Annotated in this window: 14 protein-coding genes; 1 reads left to right on the top strand and 13 read right to left on the bottom strand. The window is 62.2% G+C overall.

What is annotated here, in order from left to right; all coding sequences use genetic code 11:
- Positions 1-80: 80 nt before the first annotated feature.
- Genes GMET_RS00070 through GMET_RS00040 form a run of 7 tightly spaced genes read right to left on the bottom strand, consistent with a single transcriptional unit; the run spans position 81 to position 9,790 of the window.
- The gene (locus GMET_RS00070) at positions 81-836 is read right to left on the bottom strand and encodes an ABC transporter permease (RefSeq protein WP_004513779.1); all 756 of its coding nucleotides are present in this window, start codon (positions 834-836) and stop codon (positions 81-83) included.
- Complete coding sequence (locus GMET_RS00065; protein WP_004513778.1) at positions 836-1,762, bottom strand: daunorubicin resistance protein DrrA family ABC transporter ATP-binding protein; 927 nt, start codon at positions 1,760-1,762, stop codon at positions 836-838. The genes GMET_RS00070 and GMET_RS00065 overlap by 1 nt, the downstream gene beginning before the upstream one ends.
- A gap of 5 nt (positions 1,763-1,767) precedes the next feature.
- Positions 1,768-3,453 carry a sensor histidine kinase gene (locus GMET_RS00060; RefSeq protein ID WP_004513777.1) on the bottom strand — a complete coding sequence of 562 codons (1,686 nt, stop codon included), beginning with the start codon at positions 3,451-3,453 and terminating at the stop codon, positions 1,768-1,770.
- A gap of 3 nt (positions 3,454-3,456) precedes the next feature.
- A complete protein-coding gene (locus GMET_RS00055) occupies positions 3,457-4,908 on the bottom strand; it encodes a sensor histidine kinase (RefSeq protein WP_004513776.1) in 1,452 nt (483 codons plus the stop codon).
- A gap of 24 nt (positions 4,909-4,932) precedes the next feature.
- Positions 4,933-6,459: an ATP-binding response regulator gene (locus GMET_RS00050; RefSeq protein WP_004513775.1), complete on the bottom strand. Its 1,527-nt coding sequence runs from the start codon at positions 6,457-6,459 to the stop codon at positions 4,933-4,935.
- Positions 6,456-8,747, bottom strand: coding sequence for an ATP-binding protein (locus GMET_RS00045; protein ID WP_004513774.1), 2,292 nt, complete (start codon positions 8,745-8,747; stop codon positions 6,456-6,458). The genes GMET_RS00050 and GMET_RS00045 overlap by 4 nt, the downstream gene beginning before the upstream one ends.
- 35 nt (positions 8,748-8,782) lie before the next feature.
- Entirely contained in the window at positions 8,783-9,790 is a 1,008-nt protein-coding gene (locus tag GMET_RS00040) for an NAD(P)H-dependent glycerol-3-phosphate dehydrogenase (RefSeq protein ID WP_004513773.1), read from the bottom strand.
- A 148-nt stretch (positions 9,791-9,938) separates the two neighbouring features.
- Here GMET_RS00040 and GMET_RS00035 point away from each other — a divergent pair, with 148 nt between their 5' ends.
- Positions 9,939-11,108, top strand: a complete 1,170-nt coding sequence (locus GMET_RS00035) for an IS481-like element ISGme9 family transposase (RefSeq protein ID WP_011365616.1) — start codon at positions 9,939-9,941, stop codon at positions 11,106-11,108.
- Between the two features lie 234 nt (positions 11,109-11,342).
- On the opposite strand, the gene GMET_RS00030 is transcribed toward GMET_RS00035, so the two are convergent.
- From GMET_RS00030 to dnaA, 6 genes are all read right to left on the bottom strand, one after another.
- Positions 11,343-12,914 carry a HEAT repeat domain-containing protein gene (locus GMET_RS00030; protein WP_011365615.1) on the bottom strand — a complete coding sequence of 524 codons (1,572 nt, stop codon included), beginning with the start codon at positions 12,912-12,914 and terminating at the stop codon, positions 11,343-11,345.
- A gap of 75 nt (positions 12,915-12,989) precedes the next feature.
- On the bottom strand, positions 12,990-15,563 hold the full coding sequence (gene gyrA / locus GMET_RS00025; protein WP_004513724.1) for a DNA gyrase subunit A: 2,574 nt from the start codon (positions 15,561-15,563) through the stop codon (positions 12,990-12,992).
- Between the two features lie 33 nt (positions 15,564-15,596).
- A complete protein-coding gene (gene gyrB / locus GMET_RS00020; protein WP_004513723.1) occupies positions 15,597-17,984 on the bottom strand; it encodes a DNA topoisomerase (ATP-hydrolyzing) subunit B in 2,388 nt (795 codons plus the stop codon).
- Between the two features lie 10 nt (positions 17,985-17,994).
- Entirely contained in the window at positions 17,995-19,092 is a 1,098-nt protein-coding gene (gene recF, locus GMET_RS00015; RefSeq protein ID WP_004513722.1) for a DNA replication/repair protein RecF, read from the bottom strand.
- Between the two features lie 82 nt (positions 19,093-19,174).
- Positions 19,175-20,296 carry a DNA polymerase III subunit beta gene (gene dnaN, locus GMET_RS00010; protein WP_004513721.1) on the bottom strand — a complete coding sequence of 374 codons (1,122 nt, stop codon included), beginning with the start codon at positions 20,294-20,296 and terminating at the stop codon, positions 19,175-19,177.
- Between the two features lie 223 nt (positions 20,297-20,519).
- Positions 20,520-21,872 (bottom strand): chromosomal replication initiator protein DnaA, encoded by a 1,353-nt coding sequence (gene dnaA / locus GMET_RS00005; RefSeq protein WP_004513720.1) that lies wholly within the window; start codon positions 21,870-21,872, stop codon positions 20,520-20,522.
- Positions 21,873-22,132 lie beyond the last annotated feature (260 nt).

Here is a 22,132-nt window from a genome sequence, read left to right as displayed (position 1 = left end):
TCCGTTCGTATGTCAATCTTATAAATCCTACTATGAATAACGCCGGCAGCACAAGAAGTTTAGCTCCGCGCAGATAGAGGCTACTCCGCCATCTTCCGGTTGAAGATGGCCACCGTGGCGGCAAAGGCGACCAGGGCGGTCACGGCGAGGATGCCGATGAGCCCTCCGTCGAAGGCACCCGCCAGGAGCGCCCGGCGCGACCCCTCGAAGAGGGCCGTGGTGGGGATGAGCATGACGGCGGAACGCATGGCCTCGGGATAGGAGGAGACGGGGAAGAAGACCCCGGAGAGGAAGATGAGGGGCATGATGACCACCGCCTGGACCTTGCCGATGGTCTCGGGCTTGTCCAGGAGGGTTCCGCAGACGGTGCCGGCGCAGGAAAAGACCATGGAGCCGAGGACGATGAAGGCGAGGTATCCGGCCAGGTGGGCCGGGTCGAACCGGACCCCGGTCAGGAGGAAGATCACGGTGGCCACCGCCACCCCCTTGAGGGCCCCCTGGCTGAAGCCGGAGATGATCTTGCCGATGACGATGTCGTAGACCGTGATGGGGGTGACCCGGTAGGCCTCGATGGTGCGCTGCACCTTGCGGTGGAACCACATGCTCCAGGCGCTCTCGTCGAAGGCGGCCGACACGGCGGTCATGGTGATGAGCCCCGGCGCCATGAAGACGGTGTAGGGAACCCCCTCCACGTCGGCGATGTACCCCCGGAGGCCGAAGCCGAAGGCCAGGTAGAAGGTGAGGGGGGACGCCACCACCGCCACGAGCTCAGAGAAGAGGCTGCGGCGGAGCACCAGCATGTCCCGCTTCCAGATGGAGAAGGCACCCTTGAACACTATTCCCGCACCTCTTTCCCCGTCAGCTCGATGAACACATCCTCCAGGGTCGGCTCCCGGAGACAGATCGTGCGGATGTCGTCGGTGCCGATGGCGTCCATGAGGGGCTTGAGGCTTTCCTCGCCGGCCAGGGAGAGGCGAAAGAGGTCGCCGGTCCGCTGGAGGGAGCGGACAAAGGGGAAACCCGCCAGGATCGTTTCGTAGTGGTCGGCGTTGGCCCGGAACCGGAGCTCGTAGCAGTGGGCGTGGGCCATCCGCTCCTTGAGCCGGGCCGCGCTCCCGTCCACGAGCACCCGGCCGTGGTCCATGATGACGATCCGGTCGCAGAGGGCGTCGGCCTCGTCCATGTAGTGGGTGGTGAGAAAGATGGTCATGGAATCCTTAAGGGAGTCCACATAGTCCCAGACTGCCCGGCGGGACTGGGGGTCAAGACCGGTGGTGGGCTCGTCGAGAAAGAGGACCCGGGGGCGGTGGACCAGTGCCCGGGCCACCACGAGGCGCCGCTGCATGCCGCCGGAAAAGGTGTCGGGAAAGTCGTTGCGCCGCCCCGTAAGCCCCACCAGCTCCAGAAGCTCGTCCACCCGCCCGTTCGTCTCGGCGGCTCCCATGCCGTGGAGCCGGGCCTGCATCACCAGGTTCTCCCGGGCGGTGAGGTAGCGGTCCAGGTTGTTCTCCTGGGGGACCACGCCGATGAGGCGCCGCACCTCCTTCCCCTGCTGGCGCACGTCGAACCCCTCCACCAGGGCCGTGCCGGCGTCGGGGCGCAGCAGCGTAGTGAGGATCCGGATGATGGTGGTTTTCCCGGCGCCGTTGGGGCCGAGAAGCGCGAAGATGGTCCCCCGCTCCACCTCCAGGGAGAAGGAATCCACGGCCGTGAGGGAGCCGAAGCGCTTGGTGAGGCCGCGAAGCGAAAGGGCCGATGCCATGGTGTCTACCGTCTCCCTTCGCGGGGCGGGATGACACAGGTGTTGTCCATGGGGAAGAGGAGGGAGAAGACGCTTCCCGAGCCGTTTTCCCCGGGCCCCACCCAGACCATGCCGCCGTGGGCGTCCATGATCCCCTTGACGATGGAGAGGCCGAGCCCTGACCCCTTGGACATGAAGCCGGTCTTGCCGGAGGAGTGGTAGGCGAGGTCGCCGACGCCGTAGAATTTCTCGAAGATCCGCACCCGCTCCTCGGGGGGGATGCCGATTCCCGTGTCGGCGATGTCGAGGCGATAGAAGGCAGGGTGCCCCTCGATGTTGGAGGGGAACTCCCGGTAGAAGCAGCGGAGCGAATCGGCCTGGGGGAGGAGGTCGTCCAGGGAGGTGAGCTCGCCGCTGATGGTGATCCGTCCCCCGTCGGCGGTGAACTTGATGGCGTTCTCCAGGAGGTTCCGGGTCACGAGCCGGCAGAACCCCTCGTCGGCCGGAATGCTGCAGGTGTCCTCGGCAATGGAGAGCTCGATGTCCCGCTCCGACAGGGGAAGGAGCAGGGTATGGCGCACCTCCCGGCAGAGATTGAGGAGGTTCACCATCCGCTTGGTGACGGCGAATCCCTTGGTCTCGATGCGGGAGATGGAGAGGAGATCGTCCACGATCCCCCGCAGCTGGGTCACCCCCTCGTAGACCGACTCCATCATCTCCTTCTGCTCCGGGGTCATCTCCAGGCCGCTGTAGTGGAAGAGAAACTGGAGCCCACCGATGATGGAGGTAAGCGGGGTCTTCAGTTCATGGGAGGCCATGCCGATGACGGTGTTCTTGGCGGCGTTCAGGCGCCCCAGCTCCATGTTGGCCCGCTTCATCTCCTCCAGATTCTCCCTGAGGGCCTGGCGGCTCCGGAGAAGCTCCAGGGTGGCCAGCTCCTTCTCTTCCTCCATCTTTTTCCGCTTGGTGACGTCCTTGATGACGTAGACGAAGCCGTGTTCGTTTTCGGTAGGGTGCATGGGAAAGCAGGAGGCCTTGTACCATCCCGTGAGTTTGGGAAAGCGGACATCGCCGTTATCGGCCTTCAGATCGGTGCACTGATCGAAAATGCTCTCCCCGGCGTCGGGGCTGCCGTAGAAAAGCTCGGTGATGTTCCTCCCCAGGATGTCGCTGTAGGTGGCGTTGAAGGCCTCGATGACCCGGTTGTTGCAGCGGATGACCGTGCTGTAGAGGTCGGTGAGAAGGACCAGGTCCGACACGGCGTCGAAAGCCGCCTCCCACTCCATTTTCCCCTGGCGGATGGCCCGCTCGGCCCGGCGCCGGATGCGCCGCTCGGCAGCCTCCCGCAGCTCCCGCTCGATGGCAGGAATGAGCCGCGACAGGTTCCCCTTCATGAAGTAGTCGTTGGCGCCGGCCCGCATGGCATCCACGAGCATATCCTCGGCGATCTTGCCGGAGACGATGATGAAGGGGAGGTCGAGACCGCTCTCCTTGAGGGTTTCCAGGGCCTGGGGCGCGGAGAACCGGGGCATCCGGTAGTCGGAAATGACCATGTCCCATTGCCGGGAGACCAGGGCCTTTTTCATGGCGGAGCGGGTCTGCACCCGCTCGCACTCCACCGTGTATCCCCCCCGTTCCAGCTCCCGCAGAAGCAGAAAGGCATCCTCCTCGGAGTCCTCCGCCAGCAGTATCCTCAGGTGCAAATCGTCCATCGCTTATCCTTCGTCGCCCTCCGCAAGGCGGTGAGATTCTCCCAGGGTAAAGTAAAAGGTGGCGCCGGCGCCGATTGTCCCTTCGGCCCAGGCCCGCCCGCCGTGCCGTTCCACCACCCGGCGCACCGTGGCCAGCCCGATGCCGGTTCCCTCGAACTCGTCCATGGCGTGAAGCCGCTGGAAGGGGGTGAAAAGCTTGCCCACGTAGGTCATGTCGAAGCCGACCCCGTTATCCCGCACGAAGTAGACCCGTCCCTCCTCCCCCTCGACTGCCCCGAACTCGATTGCGGTGCGGTGATTCTTCCCCGTGTATTTCCAGGCGTTACCCAGGAGGTTTTCCAGCACGACCCGCAGGAGGACGGGATCTCCCTGAGCGCTGACCCCCCCGGCAATGGTGAAGGTAACCTCACGCTCCGGGTCTGTCTGCTTCAGTTCCAAGGCTATAGTCCGAGCCAGGTTACTGAAATCGACGGGGCGCCGTTGCAGTTCGCTGCGGCTCACGGAGGCCAGCTGGAGGAGATCGTCGATGAGCTGCCCCATCCGGTTGGCAGCGGCGCAGATCCGGGTAAGGTATCCCTTTCCCTCCTGATTGAGCTGGTCGCCGCAGTCTTCCAGAAGCACCCGACTGAACCCGTCGATGTGGCGTAGCGGCGCCCGCAGGTCGTGGGAAACGGAATAGCTGAAGGACTCCATCTCCCGGTTGGCCTGCTCCAGTTCCGCGGTCCGTTGCCGCACCCGCTGCTCCAACTCGGCGTTGAGTCGCAGGATCTCCTCCTTCGCTCTGATCCGCTCCGTTACGTCATTGCACAGAATCACCTTCGCACGCCTTCCGGCGAAATCGATCATGTGAGAGGTGATCTCCACGGAGATGATCGTGCCGTCCTTTTTCCGGTGGCGCCAAACGCCGACCCGGTCAGGCCCGCTGTCGACCCGCTTCACGATAGCCATGAGCGACGGCACATCCTCGGGGGGACGGATGTCCTTGATGGTCATGGCAAGAAACTCTTCGCGGCTGTATCCGTAATGCTGGATAGCCGATCCGTTCACCTCCAGGAAGGCGAGGGTCTCCAGATCGAAAACGCACATGGGATGCGGATTGCTCGAAAAGAGGAGCCGGTAGTTTTCCTCGCTCTCCCGCAGTTCTTGCTGGGCCCGCTCGGACTCGTCCAGCTGCTGGCGGAGCTCCTCCTCCACCATGCAGAGCTCTTCGTTGCGCTCCCGCAGAAGTTCCTCCCGGCGCATCACCTCATCGACGAAGCGCCGGACCACCACATGGAGGAGGAGGGCGGTGACCGCCACAAAGAGCCATCCCTTTGCCGTCTCCAGGCTGGTGATGAGGTCGGGATCCCGAACGGCAACCCCGAGGAGCCGGTCGGACAGGAGGATCCAGAGCCCTGCACAGAGGGCATAGTACGCCGCGATCCTGAAAGGCATGGTGTGGTACGGCAGTTTCATGGGCGAAGTTCCCTCGCTCAGTGGTCAGTCGGTCCCCAGCGGAAAAAGCATCCGGAAGGTGCTCCCCCTGTCAGGCTCGCTCTCGGCCCAGATGAAGCCGTGGTGGGCATCCATGACCTTGCGGCAGAAGGCGAGCCCGAGCCCGGTGCCGCTCGACTTCCCCATCTTGCGGTTGCGGGCCTGGACGAAGCGGTCGAAAATGGTGACGAGGGAATCGGCCGGAATCCCGGCCCCCGTGTCGCTCACCGAAACGAGCAGGTATCGTCCCTCCCGGGGGAGTCTCTCGGTCGGGTAGGCGCCGGGGGTAATCCCCTGTGCGGCCGCCGCGGCGTTCTCCGGCAGCTCCGCCCGTACCTCGATGCCGCCCTCAGTGGTGAACTTCAGGGCGTTGGAGAGGAGGTTGCCCAGGAGTCGCCCGAATTGCTTCCGGTCCACCAGGAAGGTGACTGGAGCGCCGGGTAGAGAGAGGGTAAGTTCGAGCCCGCTGTGGCGGGCCACCGGCTCGAACCTGCCAACGGTCCGCTGCAGGAGCGGCCCGAGCTCTTCTTCCACAAGGGTCGTCACCATCCGCCCCGCCTCGAAGCGGTGCACATCCAGCAGGGTGTCGATCATGTCCACCATCTCGGCGCAGCTCTCCACGGCGGCGTCCAGGTACATGCTCTGTTCCGGATTCACTGGACCGAGCCGCCCCTCCTTCACCAGGTCGATGGAGCCGATGATGGCGGTAATGGGGGTCTTCAGGTCGTGGGAGAGCATGCTGACGAAATCCTCCCGCTCCTGTTCCAGGGCCTTGAGGGCCGAGATGTCGCGGATGATCTCCACGCTCCCGATCATCTCGCCGGCGGCGTTCGCCAGGGGGGCGGCACTGGAGAGGACCGGCACAATCCGGCCCGGCAGGCGGAGGTCGTAGGCCACGTCGAGGCACGGCTCTCCCGTGGCGAGCACCACGCGGCAGGGGAGCCGGTCGGCCGGGATGGCGGCGGAGAGGAGTTCCTCCACGGGGCGGGCATGGACCGCGGCCGCATCAACCCCGAAAAGTTCCGCGGCAGTGCGGTTGATGCTCATGACCAGTCCCTGGCGGTCCACGGCCACGAGGGCTTCGGCCATCCCCTGGAGAATCGCCTCCATCTTCCGGCGCTCTTCCTCCACCTCCCGCTGGAGCCGCTCGTTTTCGAGCCGGGTCCGGTTGTACTCGATGGCCCGCTCCACCCGCTTCTTCATATCATCGGAGGAGAAGGGCTTGGAGATATAGTCCACCGCCCCCTTCTTCATGGCCTCAACGGCGATGTCCTCGCTGCCGTGGGCAGTCATCATCACCACCACCAGCTCGGGCCACTCCTGCCGGATCCGCTCCAGCACCTCAATGCCATCCAGGCGGGGCATGCGGATGTCCAGGAGAATCAGGTCATAGTGTTCCCGGGCCAGCATCTCCAGGGCTTCCAGGCCATCCCGGGCCCGGGTGGTGCGGTAGCCGGCGTCCTCCAGTTGCAGCTTGAGAATGAGGGCGATGTCCGCTTCGTCATCGACGATGAGGATTTTGAGGTTATTCATGATTGTTCCTCATAGACGGGAACCGTGAAGGTGAAAACGTTCCCCCCCCCGGTCCCTTCGTTGTAGAAGATCCTGCCGTGGTGATGTTCGACGATTTCCTTGCAAATGGCAAGCCCAAGGCCCGTCCCGCCGTGCTGACGGCGGTCCGAATTGTCGAGCAGCTGAAATTTCTTGAAGAGTTTCCCCCGATCCGACCACAGGATCTCCCGTCCCCGGTCACCCACGGATATGGCCACGTAGTTTGAAGTCCGCTCCGCCGTCACCACCACCCGTTCCCCCCGGGGTGAAAACTTGATCGCGTTGGAGAGGAGGTTGGTGAGAACCTGCACGAGACGGTCCCGGTCCCCATAGATGGGGGGGAGGTCCTGGCCACAGCGGTTCTCGACGCTGACGTCATGCTCCAGAGCGTACCCTGCCAGCTCCTCGATGGAGTGGGTGACCAGGGTCCGCACATCCTGGGGCTCCGGCACGAACTCCAGCCGCCCCGATTCGATCCGGGCAATGTCGAGGATATCGTTCACGAGCCGGATCAGCCGGTCGGTGTTACGGAGACAGACGGAGAGAAGCTCCCCCTCCATCCCGCCGAACCCTTCCCCCCGGTCGTGGATGAACTGGAGCGAACCCTTGATGGAGGTGAGGGGGGTCTTGAGCTCATGGGACACCGTGGAGATGAACTCGGTCTTCACCCGATCCACATCCTCTTCCCCGGTCACATCGCGCACCGACATGACGACGCCGGCCAAGGCTCCCCCCTGGTCGCAGAAAGGTGAAAGGCTGATCGTGAGTTTCTTCCCCTTCATGGACATCTCCACGTCCCGGCGGGGGGTCAAGTCATCGGTTTCTTTCATGGTGCGGACGTAATCGGCGAGGGCACAGAACTCTCCGCCGGCACAGAGTTCCTCCAGGGTATGCCCCATTACCCGGGGGGGAACCATCTCGAAGATCCGCTGGGCCGCGGGGTTAAAGAGGATGACTTTCCCCTCCCGGTCGGTGACGGCAATTCCTTCAGCCATGCCGGTGAGAATCGCCTCAAGACGCCCCATCTCCATCTGCAGGGCTGTTGTCCGTTCGCTCACGTTCTCTTCGAGGTGTTCATTCATCTCCTGGAGCTTGCGGTTCAGCTCCGCCTGTTCGTGGGCCGTGGCCCGGATGGTCCGGTCCCGCTCCTCCAGGCTTCGGGCCATGCGGTTGAAGGCTTCTCCCAACTCTCCCACTTCGTCGGCGGTGGTTACCTCCACCCGTTGCCGCAAGTCCCCGCTCTCGATCTTTCGCACCCCGCCGGCAAGGGCGTTCAGGGGCATGGTCAACCTGCGGGCCACGTGGAAGGCCGTCAGAAACGTGAGGACGATGCCGATGGCGGCGGATACGAGGATATTCTTGAGGCTGTCGCCGAGGATCCCCTTTAAATCGTCCCGGGAGAGGGCCACGTAGAGGGAACCCACGTAGTCTCCGCGGCTGTTGGTGAGGGGTGAGATAGCGGTCTTGTAGGCCTTTCCCCCGATGGTGACGTCGCCTCCGAACGACTGCCCCCGCTCCAGCTTGTCGAGGATATCGGGAGCGATGGCTGCAGGGTAGGGGAAGGCAGGATTGACGCCGGCCGGGGCAAGCCTATTGCCACGGATGACGGCCACAACCACCTGCTTGCCGAAAATCTCCTGAGTCCCGGCCGCCTGCTTCACGTCCCGGTCGATGACTTCCCCGGCCACGATGGCGCCCAGGGCCTCCCCCCCCTCGGCCAGTACCGGGACGACGACGGTTATCATCATGACGCTCCCGTCTCCGTAGGGAGGACGGGAGCAGAAGTCGCGGACCCCGGCGCTGCAGAGGAAACGGTCGCTCACCAGCTCGGTTGCGGAAACGGGCCGTTTTTCCCGCAGCGCCCGTTCCACGATGGGAGCCAGTTCGCGGACATTCTCCGGCACCGACTCGCCATCGCCGGCGATGACCTTCAGCTGCGGGTCCACAAAGAGGAACGGCTCAGCGAAGGGGAGGCTGGTCTTCCAGCGCCGCGCCGTCTCCTGGAGCCAGACCCTGTCCCTCCTCTCGACCCGCTCCTGCACCGTCTGCGCGGAGGCGGGGAGGAGGAGGGCGTACTTCAGGTGCTCTGCCCGGGAGAAGTACTGGTCTTTGGCGTAGCGGAGGTTCTCGGCAAGTTCCTTGGCCAGGTTGTCTTCAAGGGAGGTGTTGATGCTGGTGACGGTTGTCTGGATAAGGATGGCGTAGGAGATGAAGAGAATGAGGAGGGTAGCCAGAAAAAGCTTGTTCCTGATCGTGAGGCGCAGGTTCATGGCATACCCTCCGACGGGTGTGGGGACTCGGGTTCCTACCCCCGCTCGGCCTTCGGGTCGCGGGTCATGAGTTCAAGGACCGCCTGCCGTGCCGGCTTGTCCTCGTAGAGCACCTGGTAGACCTTCTCGGTGATGGGCATGTCGACCCCCATCTGGCTGGCAAGACGCCAGGCCGACTCGGCGGTCTTCACCCCCTCGGCCACCATCCGCATCTCACCGAGGATCTCCGCAAGGCGCATCCCCTGGCCCAGCTTCATCCCCACGGTCCGGTTGCGGGAGAGGTCGCCGGTGCAGGTGAGGACCAGGTCCCCCATGCCGGCAAGCCCGGCGAAGGTGGCCGGATCCGCCCCCATGGCGCGGCCGAGGCGGTTCATCTCGGCGAGCCCCCGGGTGATGAGGGCGGCCCGGGTGTTGTGGCCGAGCCCCAGGCCGTCGGAGATCCCCGCGGCCAGGGCGATGACGTTCTTGAGGGCCCCGCCGATCTCGACCCCCACCACGTCGCTGTTGGTGTAGACCCGGAAATAGGGAGCGGTGAAGAGGCGCTGGACCTGGGCCGCAGCCTCGAGGTCGGCGGAGGCCGCCACCACCGCCGTCGGCATCTCCTGGGCCACTTCCCGGGCAAAGCTTGGGCCCGAGAGGACGCAGAAGCGTCCGGCGACTGCGGGGGGGAGGACGGCGCCGCATACCTGGTCCATGGTCATGAGGGTATCGAGCTCAATCCCCTTGGAAGCGTTCACCAGCGTCACCCCGGGCTTCAGGAGGGGAGCGAGCTGCGTCAGGACGCTCCGCATGACCTGGGAGGGGGAGACGAGAACCAGCACATCTTTCCCCGCTGCCGCCTCCTCAAGAGAGTTGGTGAAGGCGAGGCCGGCAGCGAGTTCCGTGCCAGGGAGAAAGAGGGTGTTGACCCGCGTGGCCCGCATCTCCGCCACCAGCTCCGGCTCATAGGCCCAGAGGGTGACATCCAGCCCCTTCTTTGCCAGAAGATTTGCCAGGGTTGTTCCCCAACTCCCCGCGCCGATGACTCCGATCTTTTCGCCCATGGACAGTCCCTCGCTCATGTTTGTTAACTGTTGAGTGCCACGACATCGTGGACAGAAAAATGTGCCAGCACATCGTAGACAAAGTTCTCTGACAATCGAATAGTCGCCACGGCATTCTGTGAACACCACATCAAACTCGGAGGTGTTCATGGAAGATAAAAACAAGCAGCTTCGGGTGTTGGCCGTTCAACGGTTCAGAAACGGCGAAACCCCGGAATCAATTTGCACATCACTCGGCAAGTCTCGTTCCTGGCTATACAAATGGGTTGCTCGCCAGAATGGAGATGACCCTGTATGGAGTGACGAGCGATCCCGATGCCCACAATCCATGCCGAACCGTACAACGGCAGAGATTGAAGAAATCGTCAAAATGGTTCGCCTCAATCTCTACAACAAGGGCTTGTTCTGTGGTGCACAGGCCATCCTGTGGGAGTTGGAGGACCTGGGTGTCAAGCCGTTGCCTTCTACCAGAACCATCAATCGGATTCTTGCAAGGAATGAACTGACACATCGGCGCACCGGCAAATACGAAGCCAAAGGGACGCTTTACCCAGTTCTGCCGTCAGCGTTGCCGAACCAGACGCACCAAGCTGATCTCGTTGGTCCATGCTATCTGACAGGGCCAATTCGCTTCTACAGCCTGAATGTTGTCGATACAGCAACCGTCAGGTGCGGGTTGCACTCATCTCGGTCCAAAGCTGGTCAGATGGTCATTGACGGTTTGTGGGAAGTCTGGAAACGACTAGGCATCCCAGAACGACTCCAGGTTGACAATGCCATGTCATTCTTCGGCAGCCCGACACATCCCCGCGGCATGGGACCACTGATTCGTCTTTGCCTGCATAACGATGTCGAACCATGGTTCATACCCATGGCTGAACCATGGAGAAACGGCATGATCGAAAAGTTCAACGACCGGTACCAACAACGGTTCCTCGGCAAAGTCATCATGACTTCAGAAGAGGAATTGAAAGTCGGCTCACTGACCTTTGAGCAGCGACACAACAGCAAGTATCGCTACAGCAAGCTAAAGGGGAGTACGCCGCTGAAAGCACTGGCCACCTCGCATGTGCAACTGAGGTTCCCGACTGAGGATGAACCTCCCAGGCATCGCCTGAAGAAGCCAGAAGTCGGAAAATATCATGCTGTCCGCCTTATCCGCAGTGACCTGAAGCTGAACATCTTCGGCGAATGCTTCTCGGTTCCACCGGAGACAGCGCTTGAATACGTGGTGGCGACTATCGATGTCAAAGAACAGAAACTGAAACTCTTCCTGGATAAAAATCAGGTCGAGGAATTCGATTACAAACTGCGGTGATTCAGATGAGTGTCCACGATGTCATGGCACAAAAAGTTGTCCACGATGTCGTGGCACTCAACAGTTAACCAACTAATAACACTGAGCAACTGAGCAACTGAGCAACTGAGAAAACACCCTTTTTCGAAACATCCTGCCTGTTCCCTACTAATGCAATCAATTAAAATTTCAGGGTTTGTTTCTCAGATTTTACTCCGTTGCTCTGTTGCTCAGTGTTTCAAATAGCTTTTGCGCTTAATCCCACTCCCCATCCTCGTCGTCCCAGGGGGTGGGGGGGAACTGGTACCCTTCGGCCCGGGCCTCCCGGACCATGCCGATCAGTTCCAGGAGCCAGCGCCGCAGGAAGGGGTGCCGGTGAAGGGGGATGATCCCCCGGGAGAGGCTCACCGCGCAGGCCACGGTCTGGGCCACCGGGTGCTCCTCCCGGCCGGCGCGGACCATGAGGTCGGCCGTGAGGAAGAGCCGCCGGACGATCCGCTCCAAGCGGGGGGCCACTTCCTGGCTGCACCATTGCTCCAGGAACCGGTCCACGGCCGCCTCGTCCTCCCGGGCAAAGGGTTCGTCGCCGAACCGCTCCAGCTCGTCGGCCAGAAGCCGGGTCCGGCTGTCGAAGAAGAACCAGCCGTCAAAGAACCAGTCGTCCAGGAGCCCGGCGCTCCCGGCCACCACATCAGGGCGGTCTGCCCCGGCCAGTTCCATCCCCCCGAAGGAGGGGACGTAGGGGCGCGGGGTCACGTCGAGCCCCGACAGGATCCGCTGCCGCACGTAGAACTCGGGGGGGAGGTAGAAGCCGCTCGCGTGGCTCCGCTCCAAGGCATCCCCGATCAGATCGGCCGCGTAGCCCGGGTCCACCGCCACCAGGGTCTCTTCCACGGCGTTTTCCCGCACGATATCCCCGTATTCGTCCGGCGTCAGGCCGCTCCATCCCCAGGCATCCCGCATCCCGTCGGTCTCGTGGAGCTCCATGAAGAGAACGTCGAGACGATTGGACGCTGTCCAGCGTGCCACCAGGAGGCAGCTGAGTCCTGCTGCATCGGGGGGACTCGCCCACGTGGCATGGAACGGCAGTTGCGGTTCCGCCCCGCCGTCGCCGGCGTCGACCCCCAGGAACCCCAGCCTCCGCAGGCTCCGCTCGGCCAGGGAACGGTGCTCTTCGTGCGCTTCGGCCAGATAACGCCGAAGCAGACGCGCAGCCCCGGGGAACCTGACCCTCCCCAGGGTCTCAATGATCTCCCGGTGGGTATCCGGCTCGTCAAACGCCAGGAGGACCCCGAAGAGGTCCACCACCCGGGGGTCGTCCACGAAGCAAAGCTCCCGGACGATGGCCTTCTGGGCCTCCAGGCCGTAAGCGGCGAACTCCTCCATGAAAACGATGAGCCCTTCCTCCCCCCGGTCAAGGAGCCGGGGAACCGCAAGCCGAAGGGAGCCTCCGCTCCCGTCCACGGCCTGGGCGAAGGGGGGGGCTGACACGTCCACCCCATAGCCGGCCAGTGCCTGGATGAGGGCCGACCGGGCCGGTCCTTCCAAGTCCTTCCGGGTGAGGGCCACCTGGATCAGCTGCTCCAGCCACCCGTCATCCTCGAAGAAGCTCAGGAGCGTGGTGTAGCGGGAGATGACCGCTTCGTTCTTCTCCCGCCAGAGGCGCCGGAAGAGGGGAGAAAGGGCCCGGCGTCCCGCCGCCCTTAGCGTGGTGCCGATCCTGGTCAGTTCGTCGGTGGTGACGGTCTCTCTTGTCAGTTCCTCCAGGAGGTTCAGGATCGTGTGGCGCTCCCGGAGGCTCGTGTCGATGCTGCGATTACTTTTCATAGGCGGGAACCGGGGACCAGGGACCCGCGGCCGGAAAATACGCATCATCCGGTCTCGGGCCGCTGTCCGTCGCGGCTACTCCTCGACAACCTCCGCCTCGGGAAGGTCATCGCCGCTGTCGGGCCCCTCATCTCCCTCATCCTTTTCGGCCAGCTTGGCTACGGCCACGATCCGCTCGTTCTGTTCGGCGGTCATGAGCCTGACCCCCTGGGTGTTGCGGCCGATGACCGAGAAGGGGGCCACCGGTATCCGGAGGATCTTCCCCTGGTCGGTGATGAGCATGAGGTCGTTCTCGTCGGTCACCTGCATGATGTCCACGACGCAGCCGTTGCGCTCGGTGGTCTTGATGGTGATGATCCCCTTGCCCCCCCGGGACTGGACCCGATACTCGTCCAGCTCGGTCCGCTTGCCGAAGCCGTTCTCGGTGACAGTGAAGATGGTTGAACCGGTGGCGCTCGGGTTGATGACTTCCATGCCGATCACCACGTCGTCGTCCTCCAGGGTCATTCCCCGCACCCCGCGCGACACGCGCCCCATGGGACGGGCGTCCTCCTCGTGGAAGCGGATCGACTTGCCGTTCCTGGATGCCAGGAGTACGTCCTGCCGCCCGTCGGTGAGGGCCACGGCAATGAGCTTGTCCTCCTCGTCCAGGTTCACGGCGATGATCCCGCCGCTCCGGATGTTGGCGTACTCCCGCAGGGGGCTTTTCTTCACGACCCCGAGGCGGGTCGCCATGAGAATGTTTCGCTCGTCGTCGAACCCCTTCACCGAGAGGATGGCGGTGATCTGCTCGTTCTCTTGGAGGTTCAGGAGGTTGACGATGGCCTTGCCACGGGTGGCGCGCCCCCCCTCGGGAATCTCGTATACCTTGATCTGGTAGACCTTGCCGGCGTCGGTGAAGAAGAGCATGAAGTCCTTGCTGGAGGCGACGAAGAGGTGCTCGACGAAATCCTCCTCCTTGGTCTTCATGCCGGTCTTCCCCTTCCCCCCCCGGCGCTGGGAACGGTACTGGGAGACGGCGGTCCGCTTGATGTAGCCGGTGTGGGAGACGGTGACCACCACGTCCTCCTCGACGATGGTGTCCTCCAGGGAGATCTCGGCGCTCCGGTCCACGATCTCGGTGCGGCGCTCGTCGCCGAACTTTTCCTTCAGTTCCCGCAGCTCTCCCACGATGATCTTGAGGATCTCCGCCTCGGAGGCGAGGATCTCCTTGAGACGGGCGATGTACTTGAGGATGTCCTCGTACTCCTGGAGGATCTTGTCCCGCTCCAGACCCGTGAGGCGGTGGAGCCGCAGGTTGAGGATCTCCTGGGCCTGGACCTCGGTGAGGCGCACCGGTTTCTGGTACTGGCTGTGGATGGCCGGCAGGGGGAGCCCCATCTTCTGGAGCCACTCCTCGTCGGAAAAGAGGCCTGACATGAGCCCTTCCCGGGCCTCGGCCGGGGTCTTTGACCCCCGGATCAGCTCGATGACCGCGTCGAGCCAGTCGAGAGCAATCTTGTAGCCTTCCAATATGTGGGCCCGGGCCTCGGCCTTCTTGAGATCGAAGATGGTGCGCCGGGTGACGATCTCGCGGCGATGGTCGATGAAGTGGCCGATGGCGTCCTGAAGCGTCAGGACCTTCGGCCGTCCCGCCACGATGGCGAGCATGTTGATGCCGAAGGAGGTCTGCATCTGGGTCTGCTTGTAGAGGTGGTTGAGGATCACCTGGGGATTCTCGTCCCTCTTGAGATCGATGACGATCCGCATCCCGTCCCGGTCGGACTCGTCGCGGATGTCGCTGATCCCCTCCAGCTTCTTCTCCCGCACCAGCTCGGCGATCTTGGTGATGAGGTTCGCCTTGTTCACCTGGTAGGGAATCTCGGTGACGACAATGGACTGGCGCTCGGTCTTCTTGTGGGTTTCGATGCTGGCCCGGGCTCGCATCTGGACGATGCCGCGGCCGGTCCGGTACCCCTGGAGGATCCCCTCCCGGCCGTAGATGAACCCGCCGGTGGGGAAATCGGGACCGGGGACCAGGGCCAGGAGCTCCTCGAAGCTTATGTGCGGGTTCCCGATGGTGGCAATGATCCCGTCGATGACCTCCGAGAGGTTATGGGGGGGGATGTTGGTGGCCATGCCGACGGCGATCCCCGAAGAGCCGTTCACCAGGAGGTTCGGGAACTTGGAGGGGAGCACCAGCGGCTCCGTGAGGGAGCCGTCGTAGTTGAACCCCAGGTCAACAGTCTCCTTCTCCAGATCGTTCAGGAGCTCGTGGGCCAGCTGCTCCATCCGGATTTCGGTGTACCGCATGGCCGCAGGCGAGTCGCCGTCCACGGAGCCGAAGTTCCCCTGGCCATCCACCAAGGGGTAGCGGAGGGAGAAGTCCTGGGCCATCCGGACGATGGTGTCGTAGGCCGCCGTGTCGCCGTGGGGGTGGTACTTACCGATCACGTCACCGACCACCCGGGCCGACTTCTTGTAGGGCTTGTTGTAATCGTTCCCCATGTCGTACATGGCGTAGAGGCAACGCCGGTGCACCGGCTTCAGGCCGTCCCGCACGTCGGGGAGGGCCCGGCCGATGATGACGCTCATGGCGTAGTCCATGTACGAGCGTTTCATCTCGTCTTCGATATTGACGGCAGTCTTGTTCAGGGTCTGTTCAAGCATTCTGTTTCCTCGGATAATTACTAATATCGGTCATCAGATGTCGAGGTTCGACACGTTCAGGGCGTTCTTCTCGATGAAGTCCCGGCGGGGCTCCACCTGGTCTCCCATGAGGATGGTAAAGATGGTGTCGGCCTCGATGGCGTCCTCGATCTTCACCTGGAGGAGCGTCCGGTTGGTGGGCTCCATGGTCGTCTCCCAGAGCTGGTCCGGGTTCATCTCGCCGAGACCTTTATAGCGCTGGATGGAGAGCCCCTTCTTGGCGGAGTCCATGAAGAAGGAGAGGAGGTCGAGCCCGATGGCGGTGGCGAAGAGCTCCTTCCCCTCGCTGGAGACCACGGCCCGGCCGTCGCCGAACATCTCCCTGACCTTCCGGAAGCTTTCGGCCAGGAGCCCGTACTCGTAGGATCCGATGATGTCGAGAGTGTGCTGGTCCAGGGCAATCCGGAGGTTGCCGAGCCGCACGATGGCCCGCCCGTCGTCCAGGGGGCTGGAATCACCCCCCTCGTAGACCCGGGAGATGTTCGCCAGGTACGGCACCAGCTGCTCCATGTCCTCGATGCCGGCCTTGACCCCGAGCCGCAGAAAGACCCGGATGAGCTCCTCATTGATCCCCTTGCGCACCACCTTGTCCAGAATGGTCCGGTACTCCACCAGCTGCTTGAGAATCGGGATGATCTGCTTGCCGGTGTAGGTCTTCTCGCCATTCTCCAGGAAGAGGACCATATCCTCGGTCCCCTCCTCCAGGAGGTAAGCCTGCATGGCCGCCTCGTTGCGGAGATAGAGCTCCTTGCGGCCCCGCTTCACCTTGTAGAGCGGCGGCTGGGCGATGTAGAGGTGCCCCCGCTCCACCACCTCCGGCATCTGCCGGAAGAAGAAGGTGAGAAGCAGCGTCAGGATGTGGGAGCCGTCCACGTCGGCGTCGGTCATGACGATGATCCGGTGGTAGCGGAGCTTCGCCACGTCGAAGTCTTCCTTGCCGATGCTGGTACCCAGGGCCGTGATCAGGGTGCCTATCTCCTGGGAGGAGAGCATCTTGTCGAACCGGGCTTTCTCCACGTTGAGGATCTTCCCCTTGAGCGGCAGGATCGCCTGGAACTTCCGGTCCCGTCCCTGTTTGGCGGAGCCGCCGGCGGAGTCACCCTCGACGAGATAGAGCTCACAGAGGGCCGGGTCCCGCTCCTGGCAGTCGGCCAGCTTGCCGGGGAGGCTGGAGATGTCCAGGGCACTTTTACGCCGGGTCAGCTCCCGGGCCTTTCGGGCCGCTTCCCTGGCCCGGGCCGCTTCGATGGATTTGCCGATGATGTCCTTGGCGATCTTCGGGTTCTCCTCCAGGAAGACCGCCAGCTGCTCGTTCATGAGGGATTCCACGAACCCCTTCACCTCGGAGTTCCCAAGCTTGGTCTTGGTCTGCCCCTCGAACTGGGGCTGGGGAATCTTGACTGAGATTACCGCCGTGAGCCCCTCCCGCAGATCCTCGCCGGAGATGGAGACCTTCTCCTTCTTCGTCAGCTCGTTGGCCGCGGCGTAGGAGTTCATGGAGCGGGTGAGTGCCGCCCGGAACCCCACCAGGTGGGTACCACCCTCGTGGGTGTTGATGTTGTTGGCAAAGGTGAAAACCTTCTCGTCGTAGGAGTCGTTGTACTGGATGGCGATCTCCATGTCGATCCCCGCCCTCTCACCCCGGAAGTAGACCGGTTTCGGATGGAGCACGGTTCGGTTCCGGTTCAGGTACTCCACGAAGGAGACGATTCCCCCCTCGTAGTGAAAGTCGTGGTGTTTACCCTCTTCCCGCTCGTCGGAGATGGTGATCCGCACCCCGGCGTTCAGGAAGGCCAGCTCCCGCAGCCGCTGGGAAAGAATATCGAAGGAAAATTCCGTGGTCTCGAAGATGGTGTCGTCGGGGAGGAAAGTGATTCTGGTTCCCCGTTTCTTGGTCTCCCCCACAATTTCCAGGGGAGTCAGCGGTGCTCCGTAGGCATAGGACTGCTGAAACACCTTCCCGTCACGGCGAATTCCCAGTTCAAGCTTTTTCGACAGGGCGTTAACGACCGATACGCCGACCCCGTGGAGACCGCCGGACACCTTGTATGACGTATTATCGAACTTACCGCCGGCATGGAGAACCGTAAGGGCCACCTCCGCCGCCGGTTTCCCTTCAGTGGGATGCATCTCGGTGGGAATACCCCGGCCGTTGTCCACCACCGTAATGGAGCCGTCCAGGTGGATGGTGACGTTCACCTCGTTGCAGTAGCCGGCCAGGGCCTCGTCGATGGAGTTATCGACAATCTCGTAGACCAGATGGTGGAGCCCCTGGCTCGCGGTTGAGCCGATGTACATGGCGGGGCGCTTGCGAACAGCTTCGAGCCCCTCAAGGACCTTGATCTTGTCCGCTCCGTAATCGTTGTTCAGTTCGTCAGCCATACTTCTCCCTCTATAAAGGCGTCACCGTTCCACGTGAAACGTGGAAGGACGCGTGGGTTGCAATCCCCGCCAGGCGGAGGGTTGAAACATCGGTGGTGGTGATGAAAACCTGCATCCGCTTTTCCCGGAGGAAGGTCATGAGATTCGCGTTGCGCTGCGGATCCAGCTCCGACGAGATGTCGTCCAGGAGCAGCACCGGCGGGGCGTCGTTGAGCCGCTCCAGGTACTCGATCTCCGCCATCTTAAGGGCCAGGACGAAGCTGCGCTGTTGCCCCTGGGAGCCGTGAGTGCGGATCACCCGGCCGTTCAGGACGAAGTCCACGTCGTCCCGGTGGGGGCCCACCACGGTGGTTCCCCGGCGGAGTTCCTCCGCCTCATGGGCCCCGAAGAGAGCCAGAAGCGCGTCCGTTCCCTCCCGACTCACCAAGTCGGGGGTAGTGAGGTGGGGACGATAGGCAAGCCCCGCCTCTTCCTCGCCCCCGGCAATCTCCCGGTAGAACCGTTGCACCAGCGGCTCTATCTCGGCCAGGTATCCCATCCGCTTTACCATGAGCCGGGTACCCGCTTCGGCCAGCTGTCCGGTCCAGATATCGAGCCCTTCCCGGCTTCCCCGCTTCAGCAGGGCGTTGCGCTGCTTGAGGAGCCGGTGGTACTCGTGGTGGAGGAGCAGGTACCCCAGATCTCCGCTGAAGATGGCCCGGTCCAGGTAGCGGCGCCGGAGGTCCGGGCCGCTGCGGGCCATGGCGATCTCCTCGGGGGAGAAGACCACGGCGTTCACGTTGCCGAAGAAATCGGCGAGCCGGGTCACCGGCTTCTGGTCGACCCTCGCTTTGCGGCCTTCCTTCCCCAGGTAGAGGGCGATCTCCCTGCCGACCCCGTCCCGCTCGGCCCATCCCCGCAGGAGCGCATGGGGGGTGTTCCAGCTGACAAGATCAGGGGTCTTGGCGAGGCGAAACGACTTCATGGTCCCCAGGAGATAGATGGCCTCCAGGACCGAGGTCTTCCCCTGGCCGTTGGCGCCGTGGAGGACATTGAAGCGCCGGTCGAAGCGGATCTCCGCCGCGGCGATGTTCCGGAAGGAACTGATCTGGATCTTCGTCACAAACATGGTGTTTCTATAGCCGAAAGAACGGCAAAAGGCCTCTCCCGGGGAGGGGCCTTCGCCTTCCGTGCCTGCCGGTTACTGTTTCCTACAGCCGCATCGGCATGATCACCGCGGTGAAACCGTCGACCGCGGCCGGTTTCACGATGGCCGGCGACAGCTCGTCCCGGAGGACCAGCGCCACTTCGCTCTCGTTGAGGACCGCCAGGACGTCCAGGAGGTACTTGGCATTGAACCGGATGGAAAGGGGAGGGCCGCTGTAGGCCGCGTCCAGTTCCTCCGACGCTTCCCCCAGTTCAGGGTTGCTGGAGGAGATGATCATCTGCTCGCCGTTGATCTCCATCCGGATCCCCTTGAACTTCTCGCTGGAGAGGATCGACATCCGCCGCAGGGAGTGGAGGAACGGATCCCGGGCCACGGTCACGATCTTGTCGTTGGCCACGGGGACTACGCGGGTGTAGTCGGGGAACTCACCGTCCACGAGCCGCATCACCACCACGGTGTTCCCCTTCTTGATGACGGCGCTGTTGTCCATGAAGCCGAGGGCCAGTTCTTCGGTGGTCGCCTCCTCGCAGATCTTCTTGAGCTCGAAGATACCCTTCTTGGGGAAGATGACCCCCTTGGCCATCTCGGGCCCCACGGCCCCGTGGAATTCCTTCTCGGCGATGGAGAGGCGGTGGCCGTCGGTGGCCACCATCCGGAGAATCGGTTTATCATCTTCAACGGTGGCCTTCACGAAGGTGCCGTTCAGGTTGTACTTGGTCTCGTCGAAGCAGATGGCGTAGGCGGTCTTCTCGATCATGTCGGCCAGGAGCGCCCCCTCGATCCGGATCAGGCTCTCTTCGTTCACCTTGGGGAAATAGGGAAACTCCTCGGGGGAAAGGCCGACGATGCTGAAATGGGCCTTGCCACAGCGGATTTCCACCCAGTCGTTCTCCTTGGTGGCGAAAGAGATGGCTTCCTCGGGGAGTTCCTTGACGATCTCGTAGAGCTTCTTGGCCGAAACGGTGATTCGTCCCTCCCGGGTCACAGTCGTCTCGTAGGAACTCTTCATTCCCACTTCCAGGTCCGTGGCCGTCAGCTCGATCCGATCGGCATGGGCCTCGATAAGGACGTTGGAGAGGATCGGCATGGTGTTCCTCTTTTCGACGATTCCCTGGATCTTCTGGAGAGCCCGGGAGAAGGTTTCCTTGTCGATCTTGAATTCCATCGCTCCTCCTTGTCAACAGATGCAGATTAGTATGTTTATGCTTTTTTAAAGCTTAGTAGAAGCAATAGGGGCTGTGGATCCGGGGATAACCCGGTAACTCACGATAGTAACACAATTTTTATCAGTACTTCCCTGTTGACGGCTGCCGGGTTATCCCGGAGCGGACGGTCAAGGATAGGAAGGTTGTCCACAAAGGGTCCCTCCATTCACAGGGTTGTCCCCTTTAGTTCAACAGCCCCTTGCGCAGGGTCTCAATGGTGCTTTTCAGCTCGAAATCCTGGGAGAGGAGCTTGTCCACCTTCTTCACCGAGTGGATGATGGTCGAGTGGTCCTTCCCTCCGAATTTCTCCCCGATATCCGGGTACGAGGCCTTGGTCAGGTCGCGGCAGAGGTAAATGGCGATCTGGCGTGGCACCACCAGCGCTTTGAGGCGCTTGTCCGACTTAAGCTCCGCCACCTTGATGTTGAAGTGGTCGGCCACATACTTCTGGATCATCTCCACGGTGACCTCTTTGGTCTTGTCGACGATGATGTCTTTCAGAACCTCCCGGGCCATGTCAAGGGTGATGTTCTTTCCCGTGAGGCTCGCCACGGCGCCGAGGCGGATCAGCATCCCTTCCAGCTCCCGCACGTTGGTGCTGGCGCTGGAGGCAAGAAAGAGCGCCACGTCGTCCGGAAGGCGGATGCCGTCGGAATCGGCCTTCTTGCTGAGGATGGCCACCTTGGTCTCGGTGTCCGGGGGCTGGATGTCGGCGATGAGTCCCCACTCGAAGCGGGAGCGGAGCCGTTCCTCCAGGCCGGGGATGTCCTTGGGAAACTTGTCCGAGGTGACCACGATCTGCTTGTGTGACTCGTAGAGGGCGTTGAAAGTGTGGAAAAACTCTTCCTGGGTCCGTTCCTTGCCGGCGATGAACTGGATGTCGTCGATGAGGAGGAGGTCCATCTTGCGGAACTTGTTCCTGAACTGCTCCATCTTCTGGTAACGGAGGCAATTGATGAGCTCGTTCATGAATTTCTCGGAGGTGTAGAAACAGACCCGGGCCTTGCGGTTCTTGGTCAGAACCTGGTTGCCGATGGCCGTCAGGAGATGGGTTTTCCCCAGACCCACGCCGCCGTAGATGAAAAGTGGATTGTACTTGCCGGCCGGGTTGTTGGCCACCGACAGGGCCGCTGCATGGGCGAACTGGTTGCTCCCGCCGCAGACAAAGGTGTCGAAGGTATACTTGGCGTTCAGATTGGTGGAAAATTCGGCAGGCGCGCATTTTTCCGACTCAACGGGCCCGAGCTCATCCTCTGTATGGCTTTTGCGTGGGCTTTTCGCGGTCTTTTCCTGTTGCCGGGCCGCCACCTGGAGTTCAACCTGGAAGTGGGAGTCGGTGAGGGAGCGGACCGATTCGAGGATCATGGGAAGATAGCTCTCTCTGACCCGGTCCCTGATGAACTGGTTGGGGGCCTCCAGGAGGAGAGTATTCTTATGGGCTCCGGCGAACCTGATCGGCTCTATCCAGGTGGTGAAGGTCTGGTGCGTGAGCACTTTGGCCAGATTGGATTGTGCCTGGAGCCAAACATCTTCCATAGAGGGTAGTCTCGGGGACCAGTTATACACATGGTTGTCAACAGGTGTGAATAACTGGATTTTTGTTGATAAATTGAGGTATTGGAAGTGGAAAAGCTACTATTCTGGACAGGCTGGATGTAGCCTCAGGATAGAGGAGACTAGCAGAGGAGAGGGGCGTTTGCAAGGCCAAATGTACCGTAGGGAGGTAAATTTGTACTTGACAGACAATGGTTGCTGTGATTAAAGATACTCTCTTTGCAATATCAGCTAAAGAGACA

This window comes from Geobacter metallireducens GS-15 (genome assembly GCF_000012925.1).
Classification (GTDB): Bacteria; Desulfobacterota; Desulfuromonadia; order Geobacterales; family Geobacteraceae; genus Geobacter; species Geobacter metallireducens.
Note: the sequence above shows the minus strand (reverse complement) of the source record. Positions and strands in the feature narration are given on the sequence as shown.